Genomic DNA, 22,912 nt, shown 5'->3' with positions numbered 1-22,912 from the left:
TAACCGCGCCCTCACCATTGGTGCCACCACCCTGACCGGGCAAGGCACGTATTCAGCAAGTGGCCCACTGACGCTCAAGGCTGCCACCCTCAATATCGATGGGCAACTGCATAGCGATGATGCTTTGACCCTCGACGCCGACCAGCTGAGCCTGGCTGGCACTGGCTACAGCAAGAGTGACCTCACACTTCGCACCAGTGATGCCACCCTCAGTGGCACTCTCACCAGTGGGCAAGATGCCACCCTGCAGTTAAGCGGTCACTTGCACCACAACGGCCGCCTCAATGCCAACCAGATTGCGGTCAGTGCCAAGAGAGTCGATGGCAGCGGCGACCTCTACGCCGAGAAAGCGCTCAATGTGAGCGCGAACCAGATTGCGCAAGGCGGCACCTGGCTCGCCAAAGAGAGTGCAAGCCTCACCGGCGACAGCCTGCAACTGGGCGGCACTTTGGCCGCGCTGGCCGGATTGACCCTCAATGCCACCTCCTCCCTGAGTAGCAGCGACAGTGCCAAGGTCATCGCAGGTACTCAGCTTGCGGTGACCGCACCGACGTTGCAACTGGCCGGACGCTGGCAAGCAGGCACAGATGCCACTGTCACTGCAGGTCAATTCACCCAACCCGGTGACCTGGTGGCAGGTGGCAAGCTGCAACTCAACGCAGATAGTTGGCAGGCTCAAGGCGTTACCCAAGCAGCGGGCGCCATCGATGCGACCCTCGCGGGTCATGGTGAGTTGGGTGGGCGAGTCAGCAGTCATAGCGACATTCGCATCACTGCCAACACCCTGACCAATCGTGGTGAGCTGCTGGGACAAGGCAATGTGGCGCTTACCGTACAAGGCATGTTGCAGCAACTGGGCAAGCTGATGGGGCAGCAACGCCTCACCATCAGTGCCGACCAACTGGACCAGCAAGGCGAGGTCATTGCTGGCAACAGCCAGGTCACTGCCCGCACTCTCAACCAACAAGGCAAGTGGCTGAGCGGTGGGCAGTTTAGCTATCAGGGTCAACAGCTTGATAACAGCGGTCAACTGCAAGCCACCGATATCAACCTGCAGACCAACCAAACCAGCAACCGTGGCAGCGTGCTGGCGCAAAACCAGCTGACCCTTACCGGTGCGCGGCTGGACAACCTAGGGCAGTGGCAAGCCGGGGCGCAAACCCTGACCCTCAATAGCCTCGCCAACGGCCAAGGGGCGCAACTGCGCAGCCAGACCAATGGCATTATCAACGCGAAGCAGCTTGATAACGCAGGTCAACTGGTGGCTCAAGGCGCCCTGCACATCAGCGGCAATAGTCTCAGTAACCAGGCGAGCGGCCTAATCAGCGCAGACACGTTGAGCCTGCAAGCCAATACCAACCTGAGCAGTGCTGGCATCCTGTTTGGCTTGCGCCAACTGCTGGTCACCAGTGCCACCCTCGATGGCAGCGGCCAGTTGCTGGCGGGCAGCAAGTTAGGCATCGACACCGGACGCGTAACCCAGATAGGTCAATGGCTTTCCGGTGGCGACCTGGCGTTGAAGGTCGGCAGCAGTCTGACCAGCCAGGGGAGCATCAGCGCCAAGAACCTGCTTGAGCTGGACGTGCAGGGTGACTGGCAAAACCAGGGGCAGTGGGTGGCAGGCAGCGGCCTGCGCGTCACCGCCACAGGTACGTTCGATAACCGTGGCAAGCTTATCAGCAATGGAGCCATGCAGGTGGTCGCGAGCAGTCTTGATAACAGCGGCAGTCTGCAGGCGGGCAGCACGCTACGCCTTGATACCAGCGGCGCGCTGCGCAACACCGGCATGATAGCCAGCCTGGGGGACCAGGGCTGGGCAGGTGAGACGCTCTATAACGAGGGTACTTTCTACAGCGGTGGCAATTTGTCGCTGACAGCCAACAGTAACCTGACCAACCAGTACGGCACACTGCTTGCCGAACGGGGCGCATCACTCAAGGTGAATCAGGGGCAGCTTATCAACGCATCAGGCACTATTGATGCGGGGAATGGCGATCTGTGGTTGTCCGCTCAGGATGTCATCAACAAGCGTGCTGTTTTTGATGTTGTGACCACCCAAGAATCATCAAGTCAGCCATTGCCACTTAATATGTACTTGTTCTCTGATGATCCGCTGCTTCCGGAGCATCAGGTCATATGGTCATTCAGTCATTTTCAGCCCAGTGCTAACTTTTTTTGGCGTCGCTCGGTGACGTTTTCGGGCGAGCAAGACGTTAAGCTCCTGCTTTCCAAAAAAATGCAGGAAGTTCGAAGTAGTAGCCCCGCGAGCCTCATGTTGTCTAGTGGCGACCTTAGTATTAATACTGGCGCATTAACTAACGATGCAAGTGTGATTAGTGCAGGAAAAAACCTGACAATTAATGCTGATAGCATCACCAATAAGTCGTATGTGCTAGGCGGCAGTACTGAGTACGCTGATTATGAGTTTCAGGGGTTAAAAGACGCAGGGATGTCATACCTGGGGGAGTCCGCACGCCCCCCGTCATATGGTTTTCCTGATGCAGAACTTTATTACAAGTTAACTGGCACACATCAAGAGCAGACTGAGACTGGTAGCGTCAACGCCCTTATTTCCGCAGGCAGCAATCTGACCGGCACTGTGGCCGGGATGATTGACAACGTCACCATCAAAGCCAATGCGGGGCCGGTTTCCAGTACCACTCCCCGCCCCGAGCTTGCCAATGTTGCGGTTGATGGTCCAAATGGCCCGACCTGGCAGGCTGGCACCAATGCCCAGCAGGTCACCTTCACCCCGGTGGGGGAACCCAACGGTGTGCCGCTGCCGGATTATCCGCTGCCGGGCGGCGGCGATGGTCTGTTTGTGGTCACCGACAAGCCCGATAGCCAATACCTGATAGCGGTCAATCCTCTCATTAGCGAGCTGGGCTCGGCGGGCAATGCGGCCCTCTCCCATATCGACCAGGCGCTGGCAGCTGCGGCCCAGGCCAGTGGTCAATGGGATAGCTGGCAGACCATCAACACCGCGCAGCCCGGTGCTTTGCCTAATGGCGCCGCACTGACGCTCGCGCCCTCTGTCGAGCAAAACCCGACCTGGACAGACCTTGGCAAGTTCTTGGGGTCCAATTATTTCTTTGCGCAGCTTAACTACAACCCGGAGCGCGATATCAAGCTGCTCGGTGATGCCGCATTTGATACCCGCGTTATCCGCGATGCAGTGCTGGCGCAAACGGGTCGCCGCTTTATCAATGGCGAGATGGGCTCGGATTTGGCCCAGATGCGTTGGCTGATTGATAACGCCGCGCAAAACCAACGCGAGTTGGGATTGACGCCGGGCGTCGCCTTGACGGCCGCCCAAGTGGCGCAGCTTGGCCGCAGCATGGTGTGGTGGGAGCCGGTGTGGTTCAACGGCCAAATTGTATTGGCCCCCAAGCTCTATCTGGTGGAAGCCGACCAGCGCCACCTCTCGGGTAGCGTCATCACAGCAGGCAATATTGACCTCAAAGCCGGTGGCATCAACAACAGCGGTACTCTCCTGGCCGATGGCACCCTGTCGCTTAAAAGCGGCAGTACCCTGACCAACCAAGGCGTGCTGCAAACCGGTGGCGACCTCACCTTGCTGGCGATGGATGACATCCTCAATCAGGGACAGATATCCGGCCAGAACGTGACCCTTGCCAGTGCCAATGGCAGCATCATCAACCAGACCCAGACTGCGCAGCGTCATGTGGATGTCAACGGCATTCTCTCCGATGTCTTGAGCGACCAGACCCGCTTTAGCCGCACCGATGTCGGTGACATCGCCAGTATTACGTCTGCGGGCAATCTGTTGTTGCAAGCAGGTAAGGATATCAACCTCTCTGCCGCCGAGCTGCTGGCGGGGGACAATATGGCACTGCAGGCGGGTAACGATATCACCATCGGCAGCCTTGAGAGTCGCCATACCTGGGAAGAGGGACAAAACCGTTTCTCGCGCATCGACCAGCTGATGAGCGAGCTCAATGCCGGTGGCAACCTCTCCCTCAGCGCAGGCAATGACCTGAGTCTGGTGGCCTCAACGGCTGACGCCAAGGGCGATGTGAGCCTGAGTGCAGGCAATAACCTGGTACTGGCCAGCGAAGCAAACCAGAGCAGCGATGATGTGCAGCAGGGCAGCAAGCACACCATCGACCGCACCACCACCCAAATCGGCGCCACTGTCTCTGGTGATAACGTGAGCCTGAGCGCAGGCAACAACCTGCTGGCCCAGGCCAGCACCATCGAGGCGCAAGGCAATACCAGCTTGCAAGCCGGTGGCGAGCTGCAACTGACCACGGCCGATAACGAGGAGTACCACTACGAGAAGAGCAAGAGTAGTGGCACCTTCAAGTCCAAAACCACCGAGATAGAGCAGCGGGATGTCACCGCGCAGGGCACCACCATTACTGCCGGTGGCAATGTGAGCCTCTCAAGCCAAGGGGACATGACCCTCAAGGGCAGCGATATCAAGGCCGCTGAGACCCTTGCCTTTGATACTGACGGTCAACTCAAGCTCCTGACCGCGACTGACGAGCACTTCTATCGCAAGGATGAGCAGAAGAAGGGCTTCACCGTCACCGCACAGGGCAATGGCACCAGCTCCACCACCGAGCGGCAAAACCAGCTCGAAGGCGGTGACATCACCATTAACGCAGCTCAGGGCGTGTTGCTGCAAGTGGGTCAGCGTGAAGGGGAAACCCTTCAAGCCAATCTCACCGCGCTGGCAAGCGAACCGGGCATGGCCTGGGTCAATCAGGTCAGCCAGATGCCGGGTGTGAAGATGGAGGCGGTGCAAGAGGCCTATGAGCAGTGGGNCCTTTGATACTGACGGTCAACTCAAGCTCCTGACCGCGACTGACGAGCACTTCTATCGCAAGGATGAGCAGAAGAAGGGCTTCACCGTCACCGCACAGGGCAATGGCACCAGCTCCACCACCGAGCGGCAAAACCAGCTCGAAGGCGGTGACATCACCATTAACGCAGCTCAGGGCGTGTTGCTGCAAGTGGGTCAGCGTGAAGGGGAAACCCTTCAAGCCAATCTCACCGCGCTGGCAAGCGAACCGGGCATGGCCTGGGTCAATCAGGTCAGCCAGATGCCGGGTGTGAAGATGGAGGCGGTGCAAGAGGCCTATGAGCAGTGGGATTACAAGCAGCAGAGCCTCAACCCCATCGTGGCGTCGGTGATTGCGATTGCGGTAGCGGCAGCCTCGGGGGGTACTGGCGCTGCCTTGCTGGGTACACAGACAGCAGCGACCACCGCCATGGCCAACACCGCCTTTGCCACGCTGGCGACTCAAGCAGCCCAATCTATGGTGCTGCACGGTGGTGACCTCTCTGCGGTACTTAAAGACCTTGGCAGCAGCGCCAATATCAAGCAGCTTGCCGTCTCGGTAGCGACCGCCGGTGCACTCACCGGCTTTGACCAGTGGGCTGGGCTCGATAGCGCGGCCAAGCAAGCCAACAACCCGTTTGCCCAACCGGGGGCGGCGGACTTGATGAGCTGGGACACCTTCAACCGGGTGACCGGCCACGCCACCATCAGTGCAGGTATCAACAGCACCATCAACGGCGGCAGCTTTGGGGATGCGTTTAAGGACAGCTTGCTGGCCAATATTCAGGGGCAGGTAGGCAAATCGGTTGCTGGCGTTATCGGCGATAACGGCAATGCACTGGGCGAAGCTGGCAAGACTATCGCCCACGGCGTCACCAGCGGCGCGATTGCGGAAATTACTGGCGGCAAGTTCGCAGCAGGCGCAGCAGGCGGCGCCATGTCAGAGCTGGCCAGCAACTGGAGTCTGGGGAGCTTTGGCGGCAACGAGGAATATCAAGTTGCGCTGAACAAGGTGTTAGGTGGCCTTGCAGCAGCGGCAGTTACAGGAGATGAGAACGACTTTGACACTGGCGCTGACCGAGCAGAGACAGTGCATCGGTATAACTACTTAAGCCACCAACAAAAGGCACAAAGAGATAAAGAGTTGTCTGAATGCGCCACCACCCAAGCCTGTTTGCAAACTCGGGTGAAATGGGCGGCAATCGATGTGGGTCAGGATGGGAGCTTTGCTGCGGGAATGGTTGCGGGGGTTCCTGCCAGTCTGTATGAAACGGCTGAAGGGATAGTGAAAGCTGCCAGCAGTCCCATAGAGACCCTTGATGCGCTGAAGACACTATTTAACAGTGGTGATGCATTGGGAACCGTCTCGGATGCAGTGAAGCAATCTTACATTGCACGGATCGAGAATCTGAAAGCGGAATACCAGAAAGCCGGGGCCAGTGGCTCATTCAACGCAGGCGTTGAAAGCGGCAAGCTGGTGACTGATCTCGCGGGACTGGTTGCTGGCGCTGCTGGCTTGGCGAAAGGTGGTACGCTGGTTGTCACTAAAGTGACGGGCAAGGCCACAACGGTTGCTTTGGATGCGTTAGGTGGAGGGCTGACCAGCTATGAGTTGCTAGTCAAAAATGGTGGCACATTTGCCAACAATGGCCGTCCTCTGATGGATTTTCGGACGTTAACCAATGCGCAAAAAGGGGTAATTGGTGACTTGTTGGGTTCGCAGAAGATCCAGCAGGCTATCCCTGGTGCGCAGGAGATAGGCCGCGTTCCCGGAGTGGGTCAAAGTGGTATCGATGGTCTGTACAAAATCGATAAACCGGGTGTGGATTATCTGGTAGTGGAATACAAGTTTGGCTCGTCCAAACAGGGGGTGACAAAGGATGGTTTACAAGGGAGTGATGGTTGGCTAACAGGAGCAAATACCAACTACAACCGGATATTGGAATCGGTGGGGAACAATCAGAAAGTTGCTGATGAAATATCAGACTCTCTAATGGCCGGTCGAGTAGAAAAATGGCTTGTACATACTGACCCATTTGGTCGGGTGACTGTCGGTGTTATGGGCAAGGATGGGAAATTGATTCTTAATCCTGAAGCAGCATCAAAACTGTTGGGAGTTAAAAAATGATACGAGCGCCTAAGGGGACTTTGGCTTATTGGAATGAATGGGTTTCCTATGGTGAAAAAAGAATCTATTTCATGCTGGAGAATTTAAAAAAAGCGGATGGTGACCCTTCATTCGAACCATTGTATGCATTCCAGTTGGCACAAAAAAACTGGCATCAAATGATCTGTCGCTATTCCCGTGGAGATGCAATTAACGAGATTAAACAGTATTTCCCGCCCTTGCTGGATGCTTGGGAGGAGTCCGAACGATTGGGCCGAGACGTTTTTACCGAGCAACAGCAATACACTCGTCATGCCTGGAAAGTAAACCTTGACCATTATATCGTCTGCTTCTGGCTGGTTGGACTGGCGTTGGCGTTGGATATCCCCGATGAACAATGGCAACGCTTGCTGGCGTTGATTGGCAATGAGGGCGAGGATGCCTTGCTTGATCGAGTGATCGCCAGCCGTCAGGGAGGGCGAAAAATTGGCGAAGCGCTCTGCCACCCCAAGCCTTATCAGCGGCTACTTAACGCCATAGATGCCTCCGTAGAGCAACAGCCGTGTCTACTGGCTGAGTTTGTTACAAACTGGTACCGGGAGCTGGACCGCCCAGCCAAGCCGGGAAATGCACCCGCCACTGCCATGTATGAACGCCCATATTGGTATACCTACGGCGATAAGAATTTTGAGGGGGGGGCCTATTTTGGGCGGTGGTGTGTAGAGGCCGTTGCCGCAGTCAAAGCATTTGGATTGGATGATAGTTTGTGCCTTGGCCATGAACACTACCCTGGCGACTTACTGCGCCCAGATGGGCCTAGCACTCACCCTGCGCGTTCTGATGCCCAAGAGCAACCTGAGGCATCTTCCCCTGCTACGGCACCAGCTAAAAACTGGTTCAAGAAGTTGTTGGGGTGGTAAGTAGAAATTCTGGGACACCCACCTTTTTTAGTTAGTGTTCTTTCACAATTTGGGAAACCAAAGCCTATAGGAGCAGCTTGTTGGCTCAAGAAAACACTGTGCCAGCAACCTGCTGGCGGGGTTAGACCTTGCTTGGTGGCCGTAAACACACCATGCCCCTCAAAAGCGCCAATATCCAGGCTGGCGAAACCCTGAGTCTCTTGGAGGGCTAGCTGCGGCCGCAGCAGTGACAGGTGATGCAGCTGACTTCGATACCGGCGCAGACCGGGCTGAGACGGTGCATCGGTATAACTACTTAAGCCACCAACAGAAAGCGACCCGTGAACAGGATTTTGCCTCGTGTCAGGGAGAGCTGCTCTGTATTGCCCAACATGGCGCAAAGTGGGACGCCATCAATCTCTTGTAAGAAACCAGCTATGGTGCAGGACTGTTGGCAGGTGTTCCTGCTGGTATGGTGGATAGCGTACAAGGGTTGGTGCAACTGGGACTGAATCCTGTTCAGACATTGGGGGCGTTGAAGGAATTAATCAACAGTGGCGAAATCCTTGGTAATGCAACGGAGGCGGTAAAGCAGAGTTATTTGGCTCGGATTGAGGCAGCAGAGGCCCAATACCAGAAGGCAGGAGCCAGCGGCTCGTTCAATGCGGGTGTGGAGTATGGCAAACTGCTGGCCGAGGGGGCTTCGCTGGTCGCTGGGGGTGTAGGCGCAATCAAAGGCGGGGCGCTGCTGACTGAGAAGATCACGGCCAAGTTAGTAAAGGAGGGGGTTGGTGAGGCTGTAACTGCAGGGTCAAAAGGTATCAGTCACGCACAACTTGTGGGGCTGGGGAGAGTGGAAAACACATACTCAGCCATCAGACCAGGACCTTTAGCTGATAATCTTGCGGAAACTTTTTCTGGTGGGCGATATACCGTTGTAACTCTTGAGAAGGATACTGTTCTTTACCGAGCAGGTACTGTCGATCAGCCTCTTGGACAATTCTTTAGCAGTGAGCCACCAATCGGAGTTGTACAGACTCGGATAGATAAGGCGGTTTTGCCTGAGTGGCCGGGGGGCGCTAAGTCTCCAATTAATACTACTTTTGCGATAAAGATACCTGCGGGCACTAAAGTGTATGCTGGTGAAGTAGGGTCCCAAGGCGGGTTCTACATCGGCGGTTCACAACAAATAGTAGTTCAAAAGCCTTGGTTAATTGATGGGGTTAAAGTGATTAGTTCGAGTCCATTGAAATGACAAAGTACAATACTGTTGACCTGAAACTTAAAAGAATGGTTGAACTGCTCCAGATAAACGATAGTGGAAGGGAGTGGGAAGAGGCGCTGGAAATGTTGCGAGTAGAGTTTCAAAACTCTCCCAAGCATGCATCGTCGAAGTTATTATCCATGTATGGAGGAATGGGTTCTTTGAATGACATTATTCTCTATCGAAATGGTCAGTTGCTTCTTACAGAGAATAATGAGTTTGATGTGCTTAGGGAACAGCTATATGACCAAGTAAAAATGTCTACATAACTATATCGCTGNAGCTTCTACCTTGTTTTGGATGAGATGCGCGAGGGCTCGCTCAGCCAAATCTCTGGGGTAGCCTTGCTCGCTACACCAGTCCCGAAAACTGGAACGAAAACCGTGAGCCGTGGCCAGTCGTCCTGGTGTCGTGCTTGGGGCCTCGACTCTTCTGAGTAGGACAGTCAGTGCCATATCTGTCAGCGGCACTTGTTTACGTGGAGACGGGAAAACCCATTCTCCATGTAAGCCCTGCACTTTCTCCAGTGCAGCCATAGCCTGAAGAGATAACGGGATGCGGTGTACGACTTGTGTCTTCATCCTGTCAGCCGGAATTGTCCAGATTCTTGCATCAAGGTCGAGCTCATCCCATCGCATTTTCCTGGCCTCGCCAGAGCGGCAGGCAGTGAGGATCACAAACGAGAGCAAAGCCCGACTGACATCATATTGCTCGGCAAACGCCAAGTGCTGCTGGTAGAACTCGGGTAGTATCCGCCAATCCATAGCAGGTTGGTGCTGAGTACGGATAGCCTTGCTAGGTTGTGCTGGCAATAGATTATCTACTACATCGACAGGGTTGGCTTGGCAGAAGCCATGAGCCCATGCCCAAGCCATTACAGCGTGTAGCCGCTGCTTCACACGAGTGGCGGTTTCTGGGATCTCCAGCCAGATAGGCTGTAATACGCTGGCGATATGGGCCGGGGTAATGGTATCAATGGGCAGTTGGCCTATGATCGGAAAGGCATACTGCTCCAGAGTAGAGATCCACTGTTTCCTATGTTTGGGATTCCGCCAGCCGGGGAGCCTTTGTTCGTGCGCCTTACGAGCAGCGATTTCCACCGTAGGTATTGCAGGTTTACTTGCTTCTTCTTTCTTTATCTCCAAAGGGTCCAGCCCCCTGGCCATTTGTTCGCGCATCAAGCGGGCCTGGTTGCCCGCCTCGGCAATCGAGATTTCAGGATAGATACCGAGGCCTGCGTTACGGCGCTTGCCGGTAACAGGGCTGACATAGCGCAATACCCATTTCCCACGACCTTTTGTGGTGGATGGATGTAGCGTGAGGCCGGTGATCCCTCCATGTGGGATCGGCTTATCGTCGGGTTTGATGCTACGAGCTTTTGCATCAGAGAGGAGTGCCATAACAGATCCTTGATAAAAGCATGGTGTGCCACGCAGTATGCCACTATGAGTTGGTTATGGTTAAGTTGGATTGGCAGTGTTTGGATAGTGAGTCTCTCGCTATCCCTTGATATGATTGGCTGTGTTGAGTTTGGTCACTCTGCATCGAACTGTTTTATAGCGGTCGTCCGCTCCGCCACTACTTAAGAAGCCCAGTCTAACGACTGGGCTTTTTTTCATTTGATTCCCTCTGTATCACCTCTTTCCCTTCTTTTATATCCCGCTGATTTATCACGTTATGGGTGTTGTGCCTCAAGGCTTTCCATCAGGGATGGGGTTCGGCATACAATGCGCCTTTGGTGTCAGATGGGAGTCCCCTATGTTTTGTCCCCGTTGTGGTTCCGGATCGCTGCAACAGCGCAGCGAGAAAGAGTTCGCCTGTGGCTGTGGTTTTCACTATTTCCAGAATGTGGCGTCGGCCGTGATGGTGGCGCTGTGCTGGCAGGACGAGCTACTGGTCGCGGTGCGGGCCCGGGATCCCGGCCTGGGATTGCTGGATCTGCCTGGCGGCTTCGTCGATCCCAGCGAATCGCTGGAGGAAGCACTGGTCAGGGAGCTCAGGGAGGAGCTGGGGCTGGATCTGACGGGGGAGACGCCGCGCTATCTGGGCTCCTATGCCAACGTCTATCCCTATGACGATGTGGTCTATCACACCTGCGATACCGTCTTTCTGCTGGAGTTGGCAGACAAGCCTTCTGTCGTGGCGGCCGATGATGTGGCAGCCTGCGAGTGGCGCAAGCTGGCCGGCATTGCCCCTGCCGAGTTTGCTTTCCGCTCAACCGGTGCCGCCATCAGCCAATTGCAGCGGCTGCGGGGCTAACCGGCAGCCGTGATCACAAAGAAGGCTAAAGGATCACTAACCCGGCAGGTGGAGGGTGACGATCAGGCCGCCCTCTTCGCCATTTCTGGCGTCGACCCGCCCGCCTTGGGCCTGGATGGCCTTGCGGGTGATGGCAAGGCCCAGCCCATAGCCCTTGCCCGCCGCCGGGGAGCCGATCCGCACGAAGGGATCGAAGATGCTGGAGAGCTTGCTCTCATCCACCCCGATCCCCTGATCCGCTACCTCGACGATAAACTCGTTACCTTGGCGCATCAGGCTGAGATGGATGCACTGGCCTGCCTGCGAGAAGCGCAGGGCATTGCGCAGCACGTTGTCGAGGGCCCGCCGGATCAGCTCCGCCTGTCCGCAAACCGTGTACTGCCGGGTTTCATCCACCCTGGTTTTTATCTTGACCCCCATGTGCTGCGCCTCGTAGCGGGTATCGCTTACCACGGCGTCGACCAGCCCCTGCAGATCGTAATACTCCTCGCCATCCCGCTCGCCGTGACCGGCGCGAGTGAGGGTCAGCAGCTCACCGATCATCTTGTCCATGCGCTCTGTCTCGAGCTGGATCCGCGCGAGTGATCCCGCGATCCTGGCTGGATCCTGCTGGGCGAGGCCGATGGCCAGCTGCAACCTGGCAAGGGGGGAGCGGAGCTCGTGGGAGACGTCGTGCAGCAGCTGCTCGCGACTCTCCACCAGCAGTTGCAGCCGCTCGGCCATGGCATCGAAGTCGCGGGCCGCATCGCTGATCTCGTCGTGACGCCGTCGCATGGCGGGGTAGAGACGCACATCAAGCTCTCCCTGGGCTAGGCGTGCAAATCCTTGCCGGAAACGGCTCATGGGGCGGGTCAGATGCCAGGCGAGCAGGGTACTGAAGAAGAGGCCGCCAAGCCCGCCGATCCACCACATGGGGGGTGGCATGTTGAGCCAGTTGTGGTGGGGCTGGGGCGGGGCCAGCAACTGCTGCAGGCCGGTGCCATCGTAGTCGAGTCGATAGTGCCGGCCATCGGCCCCCAGCAGAATGCGGCCGCTCTGTGTCGTGACTGGCTCTGTTGTGATTGGTTCAAGTTGCAGCAGCCTTTGCTCCTGAGCCGGCCAGCTGGCCTGCAGGGCTGCGACTGCAGCCGGCCCCTGTCGCTGCAGCAGGCTGGCGGCCGCCTCCAGCTGGCGTTCGGCCAGCTGATTTGCCATCCGTTGTTCCGGCGGCCCCTCGTGGCGATAGAGGCTGAAGGCCACCCACAGCAGCTGGCTCATCATGATGATGGTGAACCAGAAGCCAAACAGGATCTTCCAGAACAGGCGCCCCTTGAGGATCATGCCAGCCGGTATCCTATGCTGCGCACCGTCTCGATGCCGATGGTTTCCCCCGCCAAGGCCTGCAGCTTCTGGCGGATATTGCAGATGTGCACGTCGACGCTGCGATCATAGGGCTCGCGCGGGCGGCCCAGCCCGTGCAGAGAGAGCTCATCCTTGCTGACCACCCGCTCCGGCGAGCGCAGCAGCAATTCCAGCAGATTGAACTCGGTGGCGGTCAGCTCCAGCGGCTGCGTTTGCCAGTGGCACTGACGGGTGGCGGGGGAGAGCACCAGCTCGCCAAGACGCAGACCCTGCTCTTTGCCCGGACTGGCTGGGACAGGCTCGACCCGGCGCAGCACGGCCCTCAGCCTGGCGACCAGTTCCCTCGGGTAGCAGGGTTTGGGCACATAGTCATCGGCCCCCATCTCCAGCCCGATCACCCGATCGATGTTGTCCCCCTTGGCGGTGAGCATGATGACGGGGATCTGGCTGTCGCGGCGGATCTGGCGCAGCACCTCGCTGCCGTTAAGGTCGGGCAGCATGATGTCGAGCACCACGGCGGCATAGTTGCCGGAGAGGGCGTGCTGCACGCCGCTCTTGCCGGTCAGTACATGGGTGGTGGCAAAGCCTTCGCCGCCCAGGTATTCGCTCAGCATGGTGCCAAGCTCCAGATCATCGTCCACCAGCAGGATCTTCATCGTTCTTCTCCGTCTCGGGTTGGCGCCATTTTCCCGTGTCCGTCCCTGCCTGACAGCTGCTTTTACGCAATCCTTACACTGCCCTGCAAGAGGCTTAACCGGACATTGGAGTAGATTGCCCGGGTCTGTTTCACCCTCTGTTTTAGCCAAGGATATCCGCGATGACCCCTGTCCGTCTTCTCGTTGTTCGCCTGCTGCTGCCCGCCCTGGTGCTGGTCGGCGCCGGCTGGCTGTGGCTGCCCTCCACGGCGGCGCCGGCAGCCGCCTATATCACGGCTTCGGTCGAGCGGCGGGATCTGGAGCAGAGCGTGCTGGCCGACGGCACCCTGCAGGCCCAGAAGCTGGTGAGCGTGGGGGCCCAGGTATCGGGGCAGATCAAGGCGCTGCACGTGGCACTGGGGGACGAGGTGAAGCAGGGTGATCTGCTGGTCGAGATCGACGATCTCACCCAACAGAACGCCCTCAAGGATGCCGAAGCCGCCCTCGACAACGTGCAGGCTCAGCTGGCCTCTAGACGGGCAACTCTGCGCAACAACCAGCTGGCCTTCGAGCGCCAGCGCAAGGTGCTGGCTCGCGGATTGGGCAGCCAGGCCGACTACGACAGCGCGGAGGCAACCCTGACGGCCACCCGTGCCGACATCCGGGCGTTGACGGCGCAGGCGGTGCAGGCCCGCATCGCGGTCGACACCGCCAAAGTGAACCTGGGCTACACCCGCATCGTCTCCCCCATGGCTGGCACCATAGTGGCGATCCCGGTGGAGCAGGGGCAGACGGTCAACGCGGTGCAGAGTACCCCGACCATGGTCAAGGTGGCGCGACTCGACACCATGACGGTGGAGGCGCAGATCTCGGAGGCGGACGTGATCGGGGTGAAGGCCGGCCTGCCCAGCTATTTCACCGTGCTGGGAGCGCCCGAACAGCGCTACCAGGCCAGCCTGCGCGCCATCGAGCCCGCCCCCGACACCATCAACGACGACACGACCAGCAGCAGTTCGACCAGCACGGCCGTCTACTACAACGGCCTGTTCGAGGTGGAAAATCCGCAGCGGGCCCTGCGCATCGGCATGACGGCCCAGGTGCACATAGTGCTGGCGACCGAGCGCAACGCGCTGGTGATCCCGGCCATCGCCCTGAGCGAGGGGCGGGTACAGGTGGTGGATGAGGGCGGTCGCCCGCGATGGCGGCAGGTGAAGGTCGGCCTCAACAACAAGGTGGATGCCCAGATCCTGGACGGGCTGGCGGAGGGGGAGGTCGTGGTGGTGAGCCAGCTGACGGCCCAGCACCAGCAGAGCGGGCGGATGGGTCCGCCCATGGGGATGTGATGATGAGAGAACCTCTGCTGCAACTGAGCGGCATCCGCCGCTATTTTGGCGACGGGGAGCGGCGCGTCGAGGTGCTCAAGGGCATCGACCTGACCATAGCGCGGGGCGAGATGGTGGCCATCGTCGGCGCCTCCGGCTCCGGCAAGTCGACCCTGCTCAATATTCTGGGCTGCCTCGATCAGCCGAGCGAGGGTGACTATCGGGTGGCCGGACGGGAGACGAGCCGGCTGACGGCCGATGCGCTGGCGACCCTGCGCCGCGAGCACTTCGGCTTCATTTTTCAGCGCTACCACCTGCTGGGGGATCTCAGTGCCCGCGACAACGTGGCGCTGCCTGCCCTCTATGCCGGGTTGGCCGGCGATGCGCGCAAGGCGCGGGCCGAGAGCCTGCTGCAGCGGCTCGGGCTCGGCAGCCGGCTCGACTACAAGCCGAGCCAGCTCTCCGGCGGCCAGCAGCAGCGGGTCAGCATTGCCCGCGCTCTCATCAATGGCGGTCAGGTGATCCTAGCGGACGAGCCGACCGGCGCCCTCGACAGCCAGAGCGGGGCCGAAGTGCTCGGCATATTGAATGGGCTGCACCGCGAGGGGCATACGCTGGTGATCGTGACCCACGACATGGCTATCGCCGAGCAGGCCGAGCGGCTCATCGAGCTCAAAGATGGCGAGGTGGTGGCCGACCGTCGTCGCGAGCCGGCACAGCCGCTTCTCGTACCAACCATTCCCCGTACCGACACCGAGGGACGCGGCGGTCTGGCCGGGCGGCTCGGCGCCGCCTTCAAGATGGCGCTGCTGGCCATGCAGGCCCAGCGCATGCGCACCTTCCTCACCATGCTCGGCATCATCATCGGCATCGCCGCCGTGGTGTCTGTGGTGGCGCTGGGGCGCGGATCCCAGCAGCAGGTGCTGGCCAACATCAACGCCATGGGCACCAGCACCCTGGAGATCTTCCCCGGCAGCGGCTTTGGCGATCGGCGGGCCGAGGCGATCCAGACCCTCAGGGTGGAGGATGCCGAGGCCCTCGCCGGGCTCGGCTATGTGCACAGCGTGACCCCCAGCCTGGCCACCAGCGTCACCCTGCGCCGGGGCAGCCAGGCGGTGCTGGGTTCGGTGAATGGGGTGGGGGAGCAGTTCTTCCAGGTGCGCGGCTATCGACTGCTGCAAGGCATGTTGTTCGATGCCACCAGCGTGGCCGACATGGCGCAGGAGGTGGTGATCGACGAGAACAGCCTGGCGCGCCTGTTTGCCGCGGGGGAGTCGCCGCTCGGTCAGGTGATCCTGCTGGGTAGCCTGCCATGCCGGGTGATCGGGGTGGTGGCCCGCAACCAGAGCGGCTTTGGCAGCGACGAGAACCTCAATGTCTGGATCCCCCACACCACGGCCATGACGCGGATGCTGGGCCAGAGCCACCTGCGCAGCATCAGCGTGCGGGTGCAGGACGAGGTGGCGCTGGCCGCCGCCGAGGATGGCATCAGCCGCCTGCTGCGTGAGCGTCACGGCAGTCAGGACTTCTTCGTGCTCAACACCGACAGCATCCGTCAGGCGATCACCAGCACCAATGCCACCCTGACCCTGCTGATCGCCATGATTGCGCTCATCTCCCTGGTGGTGGGCGGCATCGGGGTGATGAACATCATGCTGGTGTCGGTGAGCGAGCGTACCCGCGAGATCGGCGTGCGGATGGCGGTGGGGGCCAGAACCGGCGACATACTGCAGCAGTTCTTGATCGAGGCGGTGCTGGTCTGCCTGCTGGGCGGGGCGGCCGGGGTGCTGCTCTCCCTGCTGGTCGGCGTCTTGTTCGAGCACTTCAGCAGCCAGTTTACCCTGAGCTACTCCCTGGACGCCGTGCTGATGGCCTTCTTATGCTCGAGCCTCATCGGCGTTCTGTTCGGCTTCTTTCCTGCACGGCGGGCGGCGCGGATGGACCCCATCCACGCCCTGGAGCGGGAGTAGCCACTCTCTTCGGCGCCCGCTGCGCCACCCCATTCGCCGGCGTTGCCGAGGGCTCATCCCGCCCCGGCGGCGCGGCGAATTGGCCGGACGGCATCCCGTGCCAGTCCGGCAGCCTGAACCGTGTCATCGACGTGACACAGCCTGCTCTGCGCGGGTTTTCAACCGGGCCCCTGGCCCGGTTCTTTTTCCCATGCGAAAAAAAGGCGCCACCCGCTGGGGGGTTGGGCCATCCGGCACTCTTTGCTAACCTGCCCGCTTCACCAAAATTGCAGGGAGCCGCATTGATGCGAGCGATTGTCAGCCTGCTGGCCCTGTCACTGCTCTGTGCGTGCAGTGGCCAGTCAACCAAAGAGGATGCCATGTCAGGGAAAGCGCGCCTTCACTACCCCGTCACCCGCCAGGGTGAGCAGGTGGATCACTACTTCGGCCAAGCCGTGGCCGACCCCTATCGCTGGCTGGAGGATGACCGCAGCCCCGAGACCGAGGCCTGGGTCAAGGCCCAGAACCGGGTGACTCAGGGTTATCTGGCACAGATCCCGTATCGCGCCGCCATCAAGGAGAAGCTGGCCGCCTCTTGGAACTACGCCAAGGAGGGGGCGCCGTTTCGCGAGGGGCGCTACCACTACTTCTTCAAGAACGACGGCCTGCAGAACCAGAACGTGCTGTGGCGCCAGCAGGAGGGCAAGCCGGCGGAGGTGTTCCTCGATCCCAATACCCTCAGCCCCGACGGCACCACGGCGCTGGATCAGCTGAGCTTCTCCCGCGATGGCCGCATCCTGGCCTACTCGCTGTCGCTGGCCGGCAGCGACTGGCGCGAGATCCACCTGATGGATGTGGAGAGCAAGCAGCCGCTGGAGGCGCCCCTCAAGGACGTGAAATTCAGCGGCATCAGCTGGCTCGGCAACGAGGGCTTCTTCTACTCGAGCTACGACAAGCCCGACGGCAGCGAGCTGTCGGCCAGGACCGATCAGCACAAGGTCTATTTCCACCGGCTCGGCACGGCGCAGCAGGATGGCCGGCTGGTGTTCGGCGCCATCCCGGCTCAGCACCACCGCTACGTGGGGGCGAGCGTCACCGAGGATGATCGCTTCCTGCTCATCTCGGCGGCGAACTCCACCTCCGGCAACCGCCTCTATGTGAAGGATCTGAGCCAGGAGAACGCGCCGCTGCTGACGGTGCAGGGGGATCTGGACGCGGACGTGAGCCTGGTGGACAACAAGGGCGGCACCCTTTACCTGCTGACCAACCGGGATGCCCCCAACCGTCGGCTGGTGACGGTGGATGCCCCCAACCGTCGGCTGGTGACGGTGGATGCCGCCAACCCGGGGCCGGCCCGCTGGCGGGATCTCATCCCCGAGCGCCAGCAGGTGCTGACGGTGCACAGCGGCAGCGGCTATCTGTTTGCCGAGTACATGGTGGATGCCACCGCCCGGGTCGAGCAGTTCGACTACGAGGGCAAGCGGGTGCGCGAGGTGGCGCTGCCCGGCCTTGGCAGCGTCAGCGGCTTCAACGGCAAGCACGACGACCCCGCCCTCTACTTCGGTTTCGAGAATTATGCCCAGCCGCCCACTCTCTACCGGTTCGAGCCAAAAAGCGGCGCCATCAGCCTCTATCGCGCCTCGGCGGCGCCGTTCAAACCAGCGGATTACGTCTCCGAACAGCGCTTCTACCAGAGCAAGGACGGCACCCGGGTGCCGCTCATCATCAGCTACCGCAAGGGGCTGAAACTCGATGGCAGCAACCCGACCATCCTCTACGGCTACGGCGGTTTCGACGTGAGCCTGACCCCGAGCTTCAGCGTGTCGGTGGCCAACTGGCTGGATCTGGGGGGCGTCTATGCGGTGGCCAACCTGCGCGGGGGCGGCGAGTACGGCCAGGCCTGGCACCTGGCGGGCACCCAGCAGAACAAACAGAACGTGTTCGACGACTTCATCGCGGCGGCCAAGTACCTCAAGGCCGAGGGCTACACCCGCACCGATCGGCTGGCGATCCGCGGTGGCTCCAACGGCGGTCTGCTGGTGGGGGCCGTGATGACCCAGCGGCCGGATCTGATGCGGGTCGCCCTGCCGGCGGTGGGGGTGCTCGACATGCTGCGCTACCACACCTTCACCGCCGGGGCGGGCTGGGCCTATGACTACGGCACCAGTGCCGACAGCGAGGCGATGTTCGACTACCTGAAGGGCTACTCGCCGCTGCACAACGTCCGACCCGGGGTCAGCTACCCCTCGACTATGGTGACCACGGCGGATCACGACGATCGGGTGGTGCCGGCCCACTCCTTCAAGTTTGCCGCTACCCTGCAGGCCGACGATGCCGGCCCCCATCCCCAGCTCATCCGCATTGAGACCAATGCCGGGCACGGGGCGGGTACGCCGGTGGCCAAGCTGATTGAGCAGAGTGCGGACATCTATGCCTTCACCCTGTACGAGATGGGCTACCGGGAGCTGCCGCGTCAACCTTGATCCGGGCGAGAGGGGCGTCAGCCATCCACCATCCACTATCATCAGGGCCCTGCGGGGCCCTTTTCATTGCCGTGCGTTTGAGCGCCGACCTGCGACCATCCCTGTCTCGCCGGTGGCTCGTTTTGGCAGACGGGCCCCATCTGTTATCCCCCCGGTGGTATAGTCAGTCACAAGATCCGCATTCAAGGAGTCCATCGTGAAGAAGATCATCTACATCCTGCTGGGGTTGGCGTTGGCGGCCGTGGTGGCCATCACCGCCCTGGTGTCCCTCATCGACCCCAATCAGTTCAAGCCTCAGCTGGTGGAGCAGGTGCGCAAGAGCACCGGCCGCGAGCTGGTGATGGAGGGGGCGATCGGCTGGCGCTTCTGGCCGAGCCTCGGCCTCTCCCTCGAGCAGGTGGCGCTGCGCAACCCCGCCGGTTTCGCCGAGCCAGACCTGGTGCGCTTTGAGCGCGGGGAGGCCTCGGTGGGCCTGCTGCCGCTGCTCTCCCACCGGCTTGAGATAGGCAAGGTGACCCTGAGTGGTGCCCACCTGTTTATCCAGACCAAGGCTGACGGCAGCTCCAACCTGAGCGATCTCATCAAGACGACCAAACAGGGGGCGGATGCCTCGCCAGCGGGCGAGAGTCAGCCGGCTGCCCCGGCCGCCAGTGACAAGCAGCCCTGGCAGATCAGCCTGCAAGGGGTGGAGCTGCAACAGGCCAGCGCCGTGCTGCAGGACGATCGCAACGGCACCGTCTCCCGCCTCGAACAACTGGACCTGAACCTGGGCCAGCTGGTGGTGGATCAGTGGGTGCCGGTGACCCTGGCCGCCAAGGGGGCCCAGGGGGAGCTGGCATTTGATCTCAAGGGGCAGGCCCAGCTCAAGCTGGCCCAGGATGAGAGCCGCAGCGAGCTCAAGGATCTCAGCCTGGAGGGGAGCCTGAAGGATCCTGTGCAGCGGCTCGACGCCTTCTCCCTCAAGGCCGACCGGCTGGCGCTGGGGCAGTGGAGCAGCCTCACGCTCAGTTTGCAGGGTGCCCAGGGGGCGGCGGACAAGCCGACCCTGGCCGGCACCCTGGAGGGTACTCTCAAGGCGCGCCTCGACGATAACCGGCAACTGCTGGAGGTGTCGGATGCCGTGCTGGCCGCCAAGCTCAGTGGTGATGCCCTGCCACGCCCGCAACTGCAGGTGAAGCTGGCGGGCTTTGCCCGTGCCGAGCTCGACAAGCAGAACGTGACCCTGACCAACCTGGTGATGGGGGTGGATGACGCCCTGCTGAGCGGCAACGGCAGCGTGCAGCTGGGCGCCGTGCCCAGGGTGGAATTCGACCTCAAGGGGGAGAAGCTCGACCTTGACGGCTGGCTCGGTCAGCCGGCCAAGACCGCACCCGCCGCGGCCAGTTCGGGCGCTGCAGCCCCGGCCGGGACGACGGCGCAGGCCGCCGCCCCCGCCGCCAAGGCGCTCTCTACGGCCGAACCGGATCTGACCGCCCTCAAGGCGGTGGATCTGGCCGGCCGGTTGCAGCTGGGCAGTGTGCGGTTGAAGGGACTGGATCTGAGCGCCGTCGACCTGCAGCTCGCCCTGGCCGGTGGCCAGCTCACCCTCAAGCAGTTCAGCGCCGGCGTGGCCGGTGGCAAGGTGACCGCCAGCGGCGTGCTCGATGCACGGCAAAAGCCGGCTCGCTATCAGGCCCACAAGCGGGTACAGGGGGTCGATGTGCGGCCGCTGCTGCAGACCCTGGCCCAGACCGATCTGCTGGAGGGCAAGGGGGATCTCGAGGTCGAGGTGCAGGGAGCCGGCCTCTCCGAACTGGCGCTGCGCAGCCGGATGCAGGGCAAGGTGAACCTCAAGTTGAGCGATGGCGCCCTGCACGGCATCAACCTGGCGGAGATGATCCGCGAGGCACGGGCCACCCTGACCGGCAAGGGGGCGGATCAGGTGAAGGAGGCGCGCAAGACCGACTTCAGCGCCCTTACCGCCAGCTTCCGGATTGCCGACGGGGTCGCCCAGAGCGACGACATCCAGCTGTTCGCCCCCGCTCTGCGGGTGAAGGGGCAGGGCCAGACCGCCCTGGTGCCGGAGACCCTCGACTTCCTGTTCCTCACCTCAGTGGTGGAGAGCAGCAAGGGGCAGGGGGGCAAGGATGTGGACGAACTCAAGGACATCACCATACCGGTGCGCATCGGCGGCCACTGGCAGGCGCCGAGCTACCGGCTCGACGTGAAGGCCCTGCTCAGCAACAACAAGCTGCTGGAGGAGAAGGCCCGCAAGGAGGCCGAGCGCGGTCTCAAGAAGCTGCTGGGTGACAAGGCCGACAACGAAGGGGTGAAGGGGGTGGCCGATCAGCTGCTCAAGGGCCTGTTCAAATAGCCTAGCCCTGTTGTTTTATCGCCATGCAGAGCCCGCCCCGTGCGGGCTCTGTGCGTTTTGGCCGGGAGGCGGGGACGCGCCGGTAGTGAAAGAGAGGGGTGTTTGGGCCGGATAAAGATGGTATCACTGTGGTTTTACCAAGGAGCAGATGAATGAGTCGAAGTGAAATCGCAAGAGAGATATCCCATCCGGACTGGCCACTGGTCTGGCAGATCTACGGCAGCAGCTTTCCCCGCTACGAACAGCGCCAGCCGCAGCATCAGCAACGCAAGATGGGAGACTCCCGCTTTCACTGTCAGCTCTTTTATCAGGGCGAGCAGCTGCTCGGCTTTATCTTCTGGTGGGACTGCGGTGAGCAGATCTACATCGAGCATCTGGCCATCAACCCGGCCCTGCGCGGCCAGAACCACGGCTCACGCCTGCTTGCCGCCTTCTGCGAGACGGCGGGGCGCCCGGTCATCCTGGAGATAGATCCGCCAGAGGACGAGATTTCCCTTCGTCGGCTGCGCTTCTACCAGTCGCTGGGTTTTTGCCTGAACGAGCATGACCACGTGCACCCGCCCTATCAGCCAGATTGCGAGGGACATGCGCTGCGGGTGCTGAGCTATCCGGCCCCGCTCGACAAGGAAGATTATCTGCGTTTCAACAAGGTGCTGGTGGAGACAGTGATGGATCACGGCCCGGCCTGACACGGCCGCCATCCATCTCGCAGTGCCACCATGCGCGACATGACCAGGAGGGTCCATGAACAAACGGGTGCTGATCACCGGCGGCGGCAGAGGCATTGGCGCCGCCACCGCCCGCCATCTGGCGGGGCAGGGCTATCACCTGTGCCTCAACTATCGTCATGACAAGGCCAGTGCCGAGGCGCTGGTGGCCGAGATCCTGGCCCACCATCCGGTCAGCTGCATCGCGGTGCAGGCGGATGTCGGGGTGGAGGCCGAGGTGGTGCGTCTGTTCGAGGAGATGGACGCACGGCTTGGCCCCGTCACCCATCTGGTCAACAACGCCGGCAGGTTGCAGCCGCAGATGCGGGTGCTGGAGATGAGCGCCGAGCGCATCAACCAGACCCTGACCACCAATGTTACCAGCTGCTTTCTCTGCTGCCGCGAGGCGGTGCGCCGGATGACGGCGGGGGGCGCCATCGTCAATGTCTCCTCGGCCGCCGCCCGGCTGGGCTCGGCGGGGGAGTATGTGGACTATGCCGCCGCCAAGGGGGCCGTCGACGTGCTGACCAAGGGGCTGTCGCTGGAGGTGGCGGCCCTGGGGATCCGGGTCAACGGGGTGCGTCCGGGTTTCATCTACACCGAGATGCACGCCGACGGCGGCGAACCCGGTCGGGTCGACCGGGTGAAGGGGCAGATCCCGCTGCAACGGGGCGGTCAGCCGATCGAAGTGGCTGCCGCCATCGCCTGGCTGCTCTCTGACGAGGCTTCCTACGTCACCGGCACCTTTATCGACGTGGCCGGCGGGCGCTGACCCCGACCGGACGA

Annotated in this window: 15 protein-coding genes; 12 read left to right on the top strand and 3 right to left on the bottom strand. The window is 60.9% G+C overall.

Translation table 11 applies throughout. The features are described from left to right. The first annotated feature begins 841 nt into the window (after nucleotides 1-841). The 5 genes from CAK78_RS08490 (at nucleotide 842) to CAK78_RS08470 (ending at nucleotide 9,346) form a co-directional block, all read left to right on the top strand. On the top strand, nucleotides 842-4,798 hold the full coding sequence (locus tag CAK78_RS08490) for a hemagglutinin repeat-containing protein (RefSeq protein WP_441296582.1): 3,957 nt from the start codon (nucleotides 842-844) through the stop codon (nucleotides 4,796-4,798). Next, nucleotides 4,779-6,935, top strand: coding sequence for a DUF637 domain-containing protein (locus tag CAK78_RS08485; protein WP_094696993.1), 2,157 nt, complete (start codon nucleotides 4,779-4,781; stop codon nucleotides 6,933-6,935). Before CAK78_RS08490 ends, CAK78_RS08485 begins: the two co-directional genes overlap by 20 nt. Further along, a complete protein-coding gene (locus tag CAK78_RS08480) occupies nucleotides 6,932-7,834 on the top strand; it encodes a PoNi-like cognate immunity protein (RefSeq protein WP_094696992.1) in 903 nt (300 codons plus the stop codon). Before CAK78_RS08485 ends, CAK78_RS08480 begins: the two co-directional genes overlap by 4 nt. Before the next feature lie 451 nt (nucleotides 7,835-8,285). Beyond that, a complete protein-coding gene (locus CAK78_RS22820) occupies nucleotides 8,286-9,068 on the top strand; it encodes a hypothetical protein (protein WP_176452725.1) in 783 nt (260 codons plus the stop codon). Next, nucleotides 9,065-9,346 (top strand): DUF6966 domain-containing protein, encoded by a 282-nt coding sequence (locus CAK78_RS08470; RefSeq protein WP_094696991.1) that lies wholly within the window; start codon nucleotides 9,065-9,067, stop codon nucleotides 9,344-9,346. Before CAK78_RS22820 ends, CAK78_RS08470 begins: the two co-directional genes overlap by 4 nt. Here the strand turns inward: CAK78_RS08470 and CAK78_RS08465 are convergent, their stop codons facing one another. Then, entirely contained in the window at nucleotides 9,347-10,477 is a 1,131-nt protein-coding gene (locus CAK78_RS08465) for a tyrosine-type recombinase/integrase (RefSeq protein WP_094696990.1), read from the bottom strand. Between the two features lie 358 nt (nucleotides 10,478-10,835). Here CAK78_RS08465 and CAK78_RS08460 point away from each other — a divergent pair, with 358 nt between their 5' ends. Next, a complete protein-coding gene (locus CAK78_RS08460; protein WP_094696989.1) occupies nucleotides 10,836-11,336 on the top strand; it encodes an NUDIX hydrolase in 501 nt (166 codons plus the stop codon). A gap of 36 nt (nucleotides 11,337-11,372) precedes the next feature. Here CAK78_RS08460 and CAK78_RS08455 read toward each other — a convergent pair whose 3' ends face one another. Together CAK78_RS08455 and CAK78_RS08450 are read right to left on the bottom strand one after the other, a co-directional pair. Beyond that, complete coding sequence (locus CAK78_RS08455) at nucleotides 11,373-12,656, bottom strand: HAMP domain-containing sensor histidine kinase (protein ID WP_176452724.1); 1,284 nt, start codon at nucleotides 12,654-12,656, stop codon at nucleotides 11,373-11,375. Continuing rightward, entirely contained in the window at nucleotides 12,653-13,333 is a 681-nt protein-coding gene (locus CAK78_RS08450; RefSeq protein ID WP_094696988.1) for a response regulator transcription factor, read from the bottom strand. The genes CAK78_RS08455 and CAK78_RS08450 overlap by 4 nt, the downstream gene beginning before the upstream one ends. 161 nt (nucleotides 13,334-13,494) lie before the next feature. Between CAK78_RS08450 and CAK78_RS08445 the strand changes: the two genes are divergently transcribed. The 6 genes from CAK78_RS08445 to CAK78_RS08420 all read left to right on the top strand — a co-directional run bounded on the left by CAK78_RS08445 (nucleotide 13,495) and on the right by CAK78_RS08420 (nucleotide 22,898). Continuing rightward, nucleotides 13,495-14,655, top strand: a complete 1,161-nt coding sequence (locus tag CAK78_RS08445) for an efflux RND transporter periplasmic adaptor subunit (protein WP_094696987.1) — start codon at nucleotides 13,495-13,497, stop codon at nucleotides 14,653-14,655. Between the two features lie 2 nt (nucleotides 14,656-14,657). Beyond that, complete coding sequence (locus tag CAK78_RS08440) at nucleotides 14,658-16,604, top strand: MacB family efflux pump subunit (protein ID WP_094696997.1); 1,947 nt, start codon at nucleotides 14,658-14,660, stop codon at nucleotides 16,602-16,604. A gap of 284 nt (nucleotides 16,605-16,888) precedes the next feature. Beyond that, entirely contained in the window at nucleotides 16,889-19,066 is a 2,178-nt protein-coding gene (locus CAK78_RS08435) for a prolyl oligopeptidase family serine peptidase (RefSeq protein WP_094696986.1), read from the top strand. Nucleotides 19,067-19,262: 196 nt separating this feature from the next. Next, complete coding sequence (locus tag CAK78_RS08430) at nucleotides 19,263-21,419, top strand: AsmA family protein (RefSeq protein WP_094696985.1); 2,157 nt, start codon at nucleotides 19,263-19,265, stop codon at nucleotides 21,417-21,419. Between the two features lie 152 nt (nucleotides 21,420-21,571). Next, complete coding sequence (locus tag CAK78_RS08425; protein WP_065017301.1) at nucleotides 21,572-22,108, top strand: GNAT family N-acetyltransferase; 537 nt, start codon at nucleotides 21,572-21,574, stop codon at nucleotides 22,106-22,108. A 55-nt stretch (nucleotides 22,109-22,163) separates the two neighbouring features. Further along, a complete protein-coding gene (locus tag CAK78_RS08420; RefSeq protein ID WP_094696984.1) occupies nucleotides 22,164-22,898 on the top strand; it encodes an SDR family oxidoreductase in 735 nt (244 codons plus the stop codon). Nucleotides 22,899-22,912 lie beyond the last annotated feature (14 nt).

This window comes from Aeromonas sp. A35_P (genome assembly GCF_002259925.1).
Classification (GTDB): Bacteria; Pseudomonadota; Gammaproteobacteria; order Enterobacterales; family Aeromonadaceae; genus Aeromonas; species Aeromonas dhakensis.
The sequence above is the reverse complement of the archived record's forward strand: the minus strand, read 5'-3'. Positions and strand labels throughout refer to the sequence as shown.

Coding starts and splice junctions, on each gene's coding strand:
- CAK78_RS08480 (WP_094696992.1), top strand. CDS start 6,932: ATGATACGAGCGCCTAAGGGGACTTTGGCTTATTGGAATGAATGGGTT.
- CAK78_RS22820 (WP_176452725.1), top strand. CDS start 8,286: ATGGTGGATAGCGTACAAGGGTTGGTGCAACTGGGACTGAATCCTGTT.
- CAK78_RS08470 (WP_094696991.1), top strand. CDS start 9,065: ATGACAAAGTACAATACTGTTGACCTGAAACTTAAAAGAATGGTTGAA.
- CAK78_RS08460 (WP_094696989.1), top strand. CDS start 10,836: ATGTTTTGTCCCCGTTGTGGTTCCGGATCGCTGCAACAGCGCAGCGAG.
- CAK78_RS08455 (WP_176452724.1), bottom strand. CDS start 12,656: ATGATCCTCAAGGGGCGCCTGTTCTGGAAGATCCTGTTTGGCTTCTGG.
- CAK78_RS08450 (WP_094696988.1), bottom strand. CDS start 13,333: ATGAAGATCCTGCTGGTGGACGATGATCTGGAGCTTGGCACCATGCTG.
- CAK78_RS08445 (WP_094696987.1), top strand. CDS start 13,495: ATGACCCCTGTCCGTCTTCTCGTTGTTCGCCTGCTGCTGCCCGCCCTG.
- CAK78_RS08440 (WP_094696997.1), top strand. CDS start 14,658: ATGAGAGAACCTCTGCTGCAACTGAGCGGCATCCGCCGCTATTTTGGC.
- CAK78_RS08435 (WP_094696986.1), top strand. CDS start 16,889: ATGCGAGCGATTGTCAGCCTGCTGGCCCTGTCACTGCTCTGTGCGTGC.
- CAK78_RS08425 (WP_065017301.1), top strand. CDS start 21,572: ATGAGTCGAAGTGAAATCGCAAGAGAGATATCCCATCCGGACTGGCCA.
- CAK78_RS08420 (WP_094696984.1), top strand. CDS start 22,164: ATGAACAAACGGGTGCTGATCACCGGCGGCGGCAGAGGCATTGGCGCC.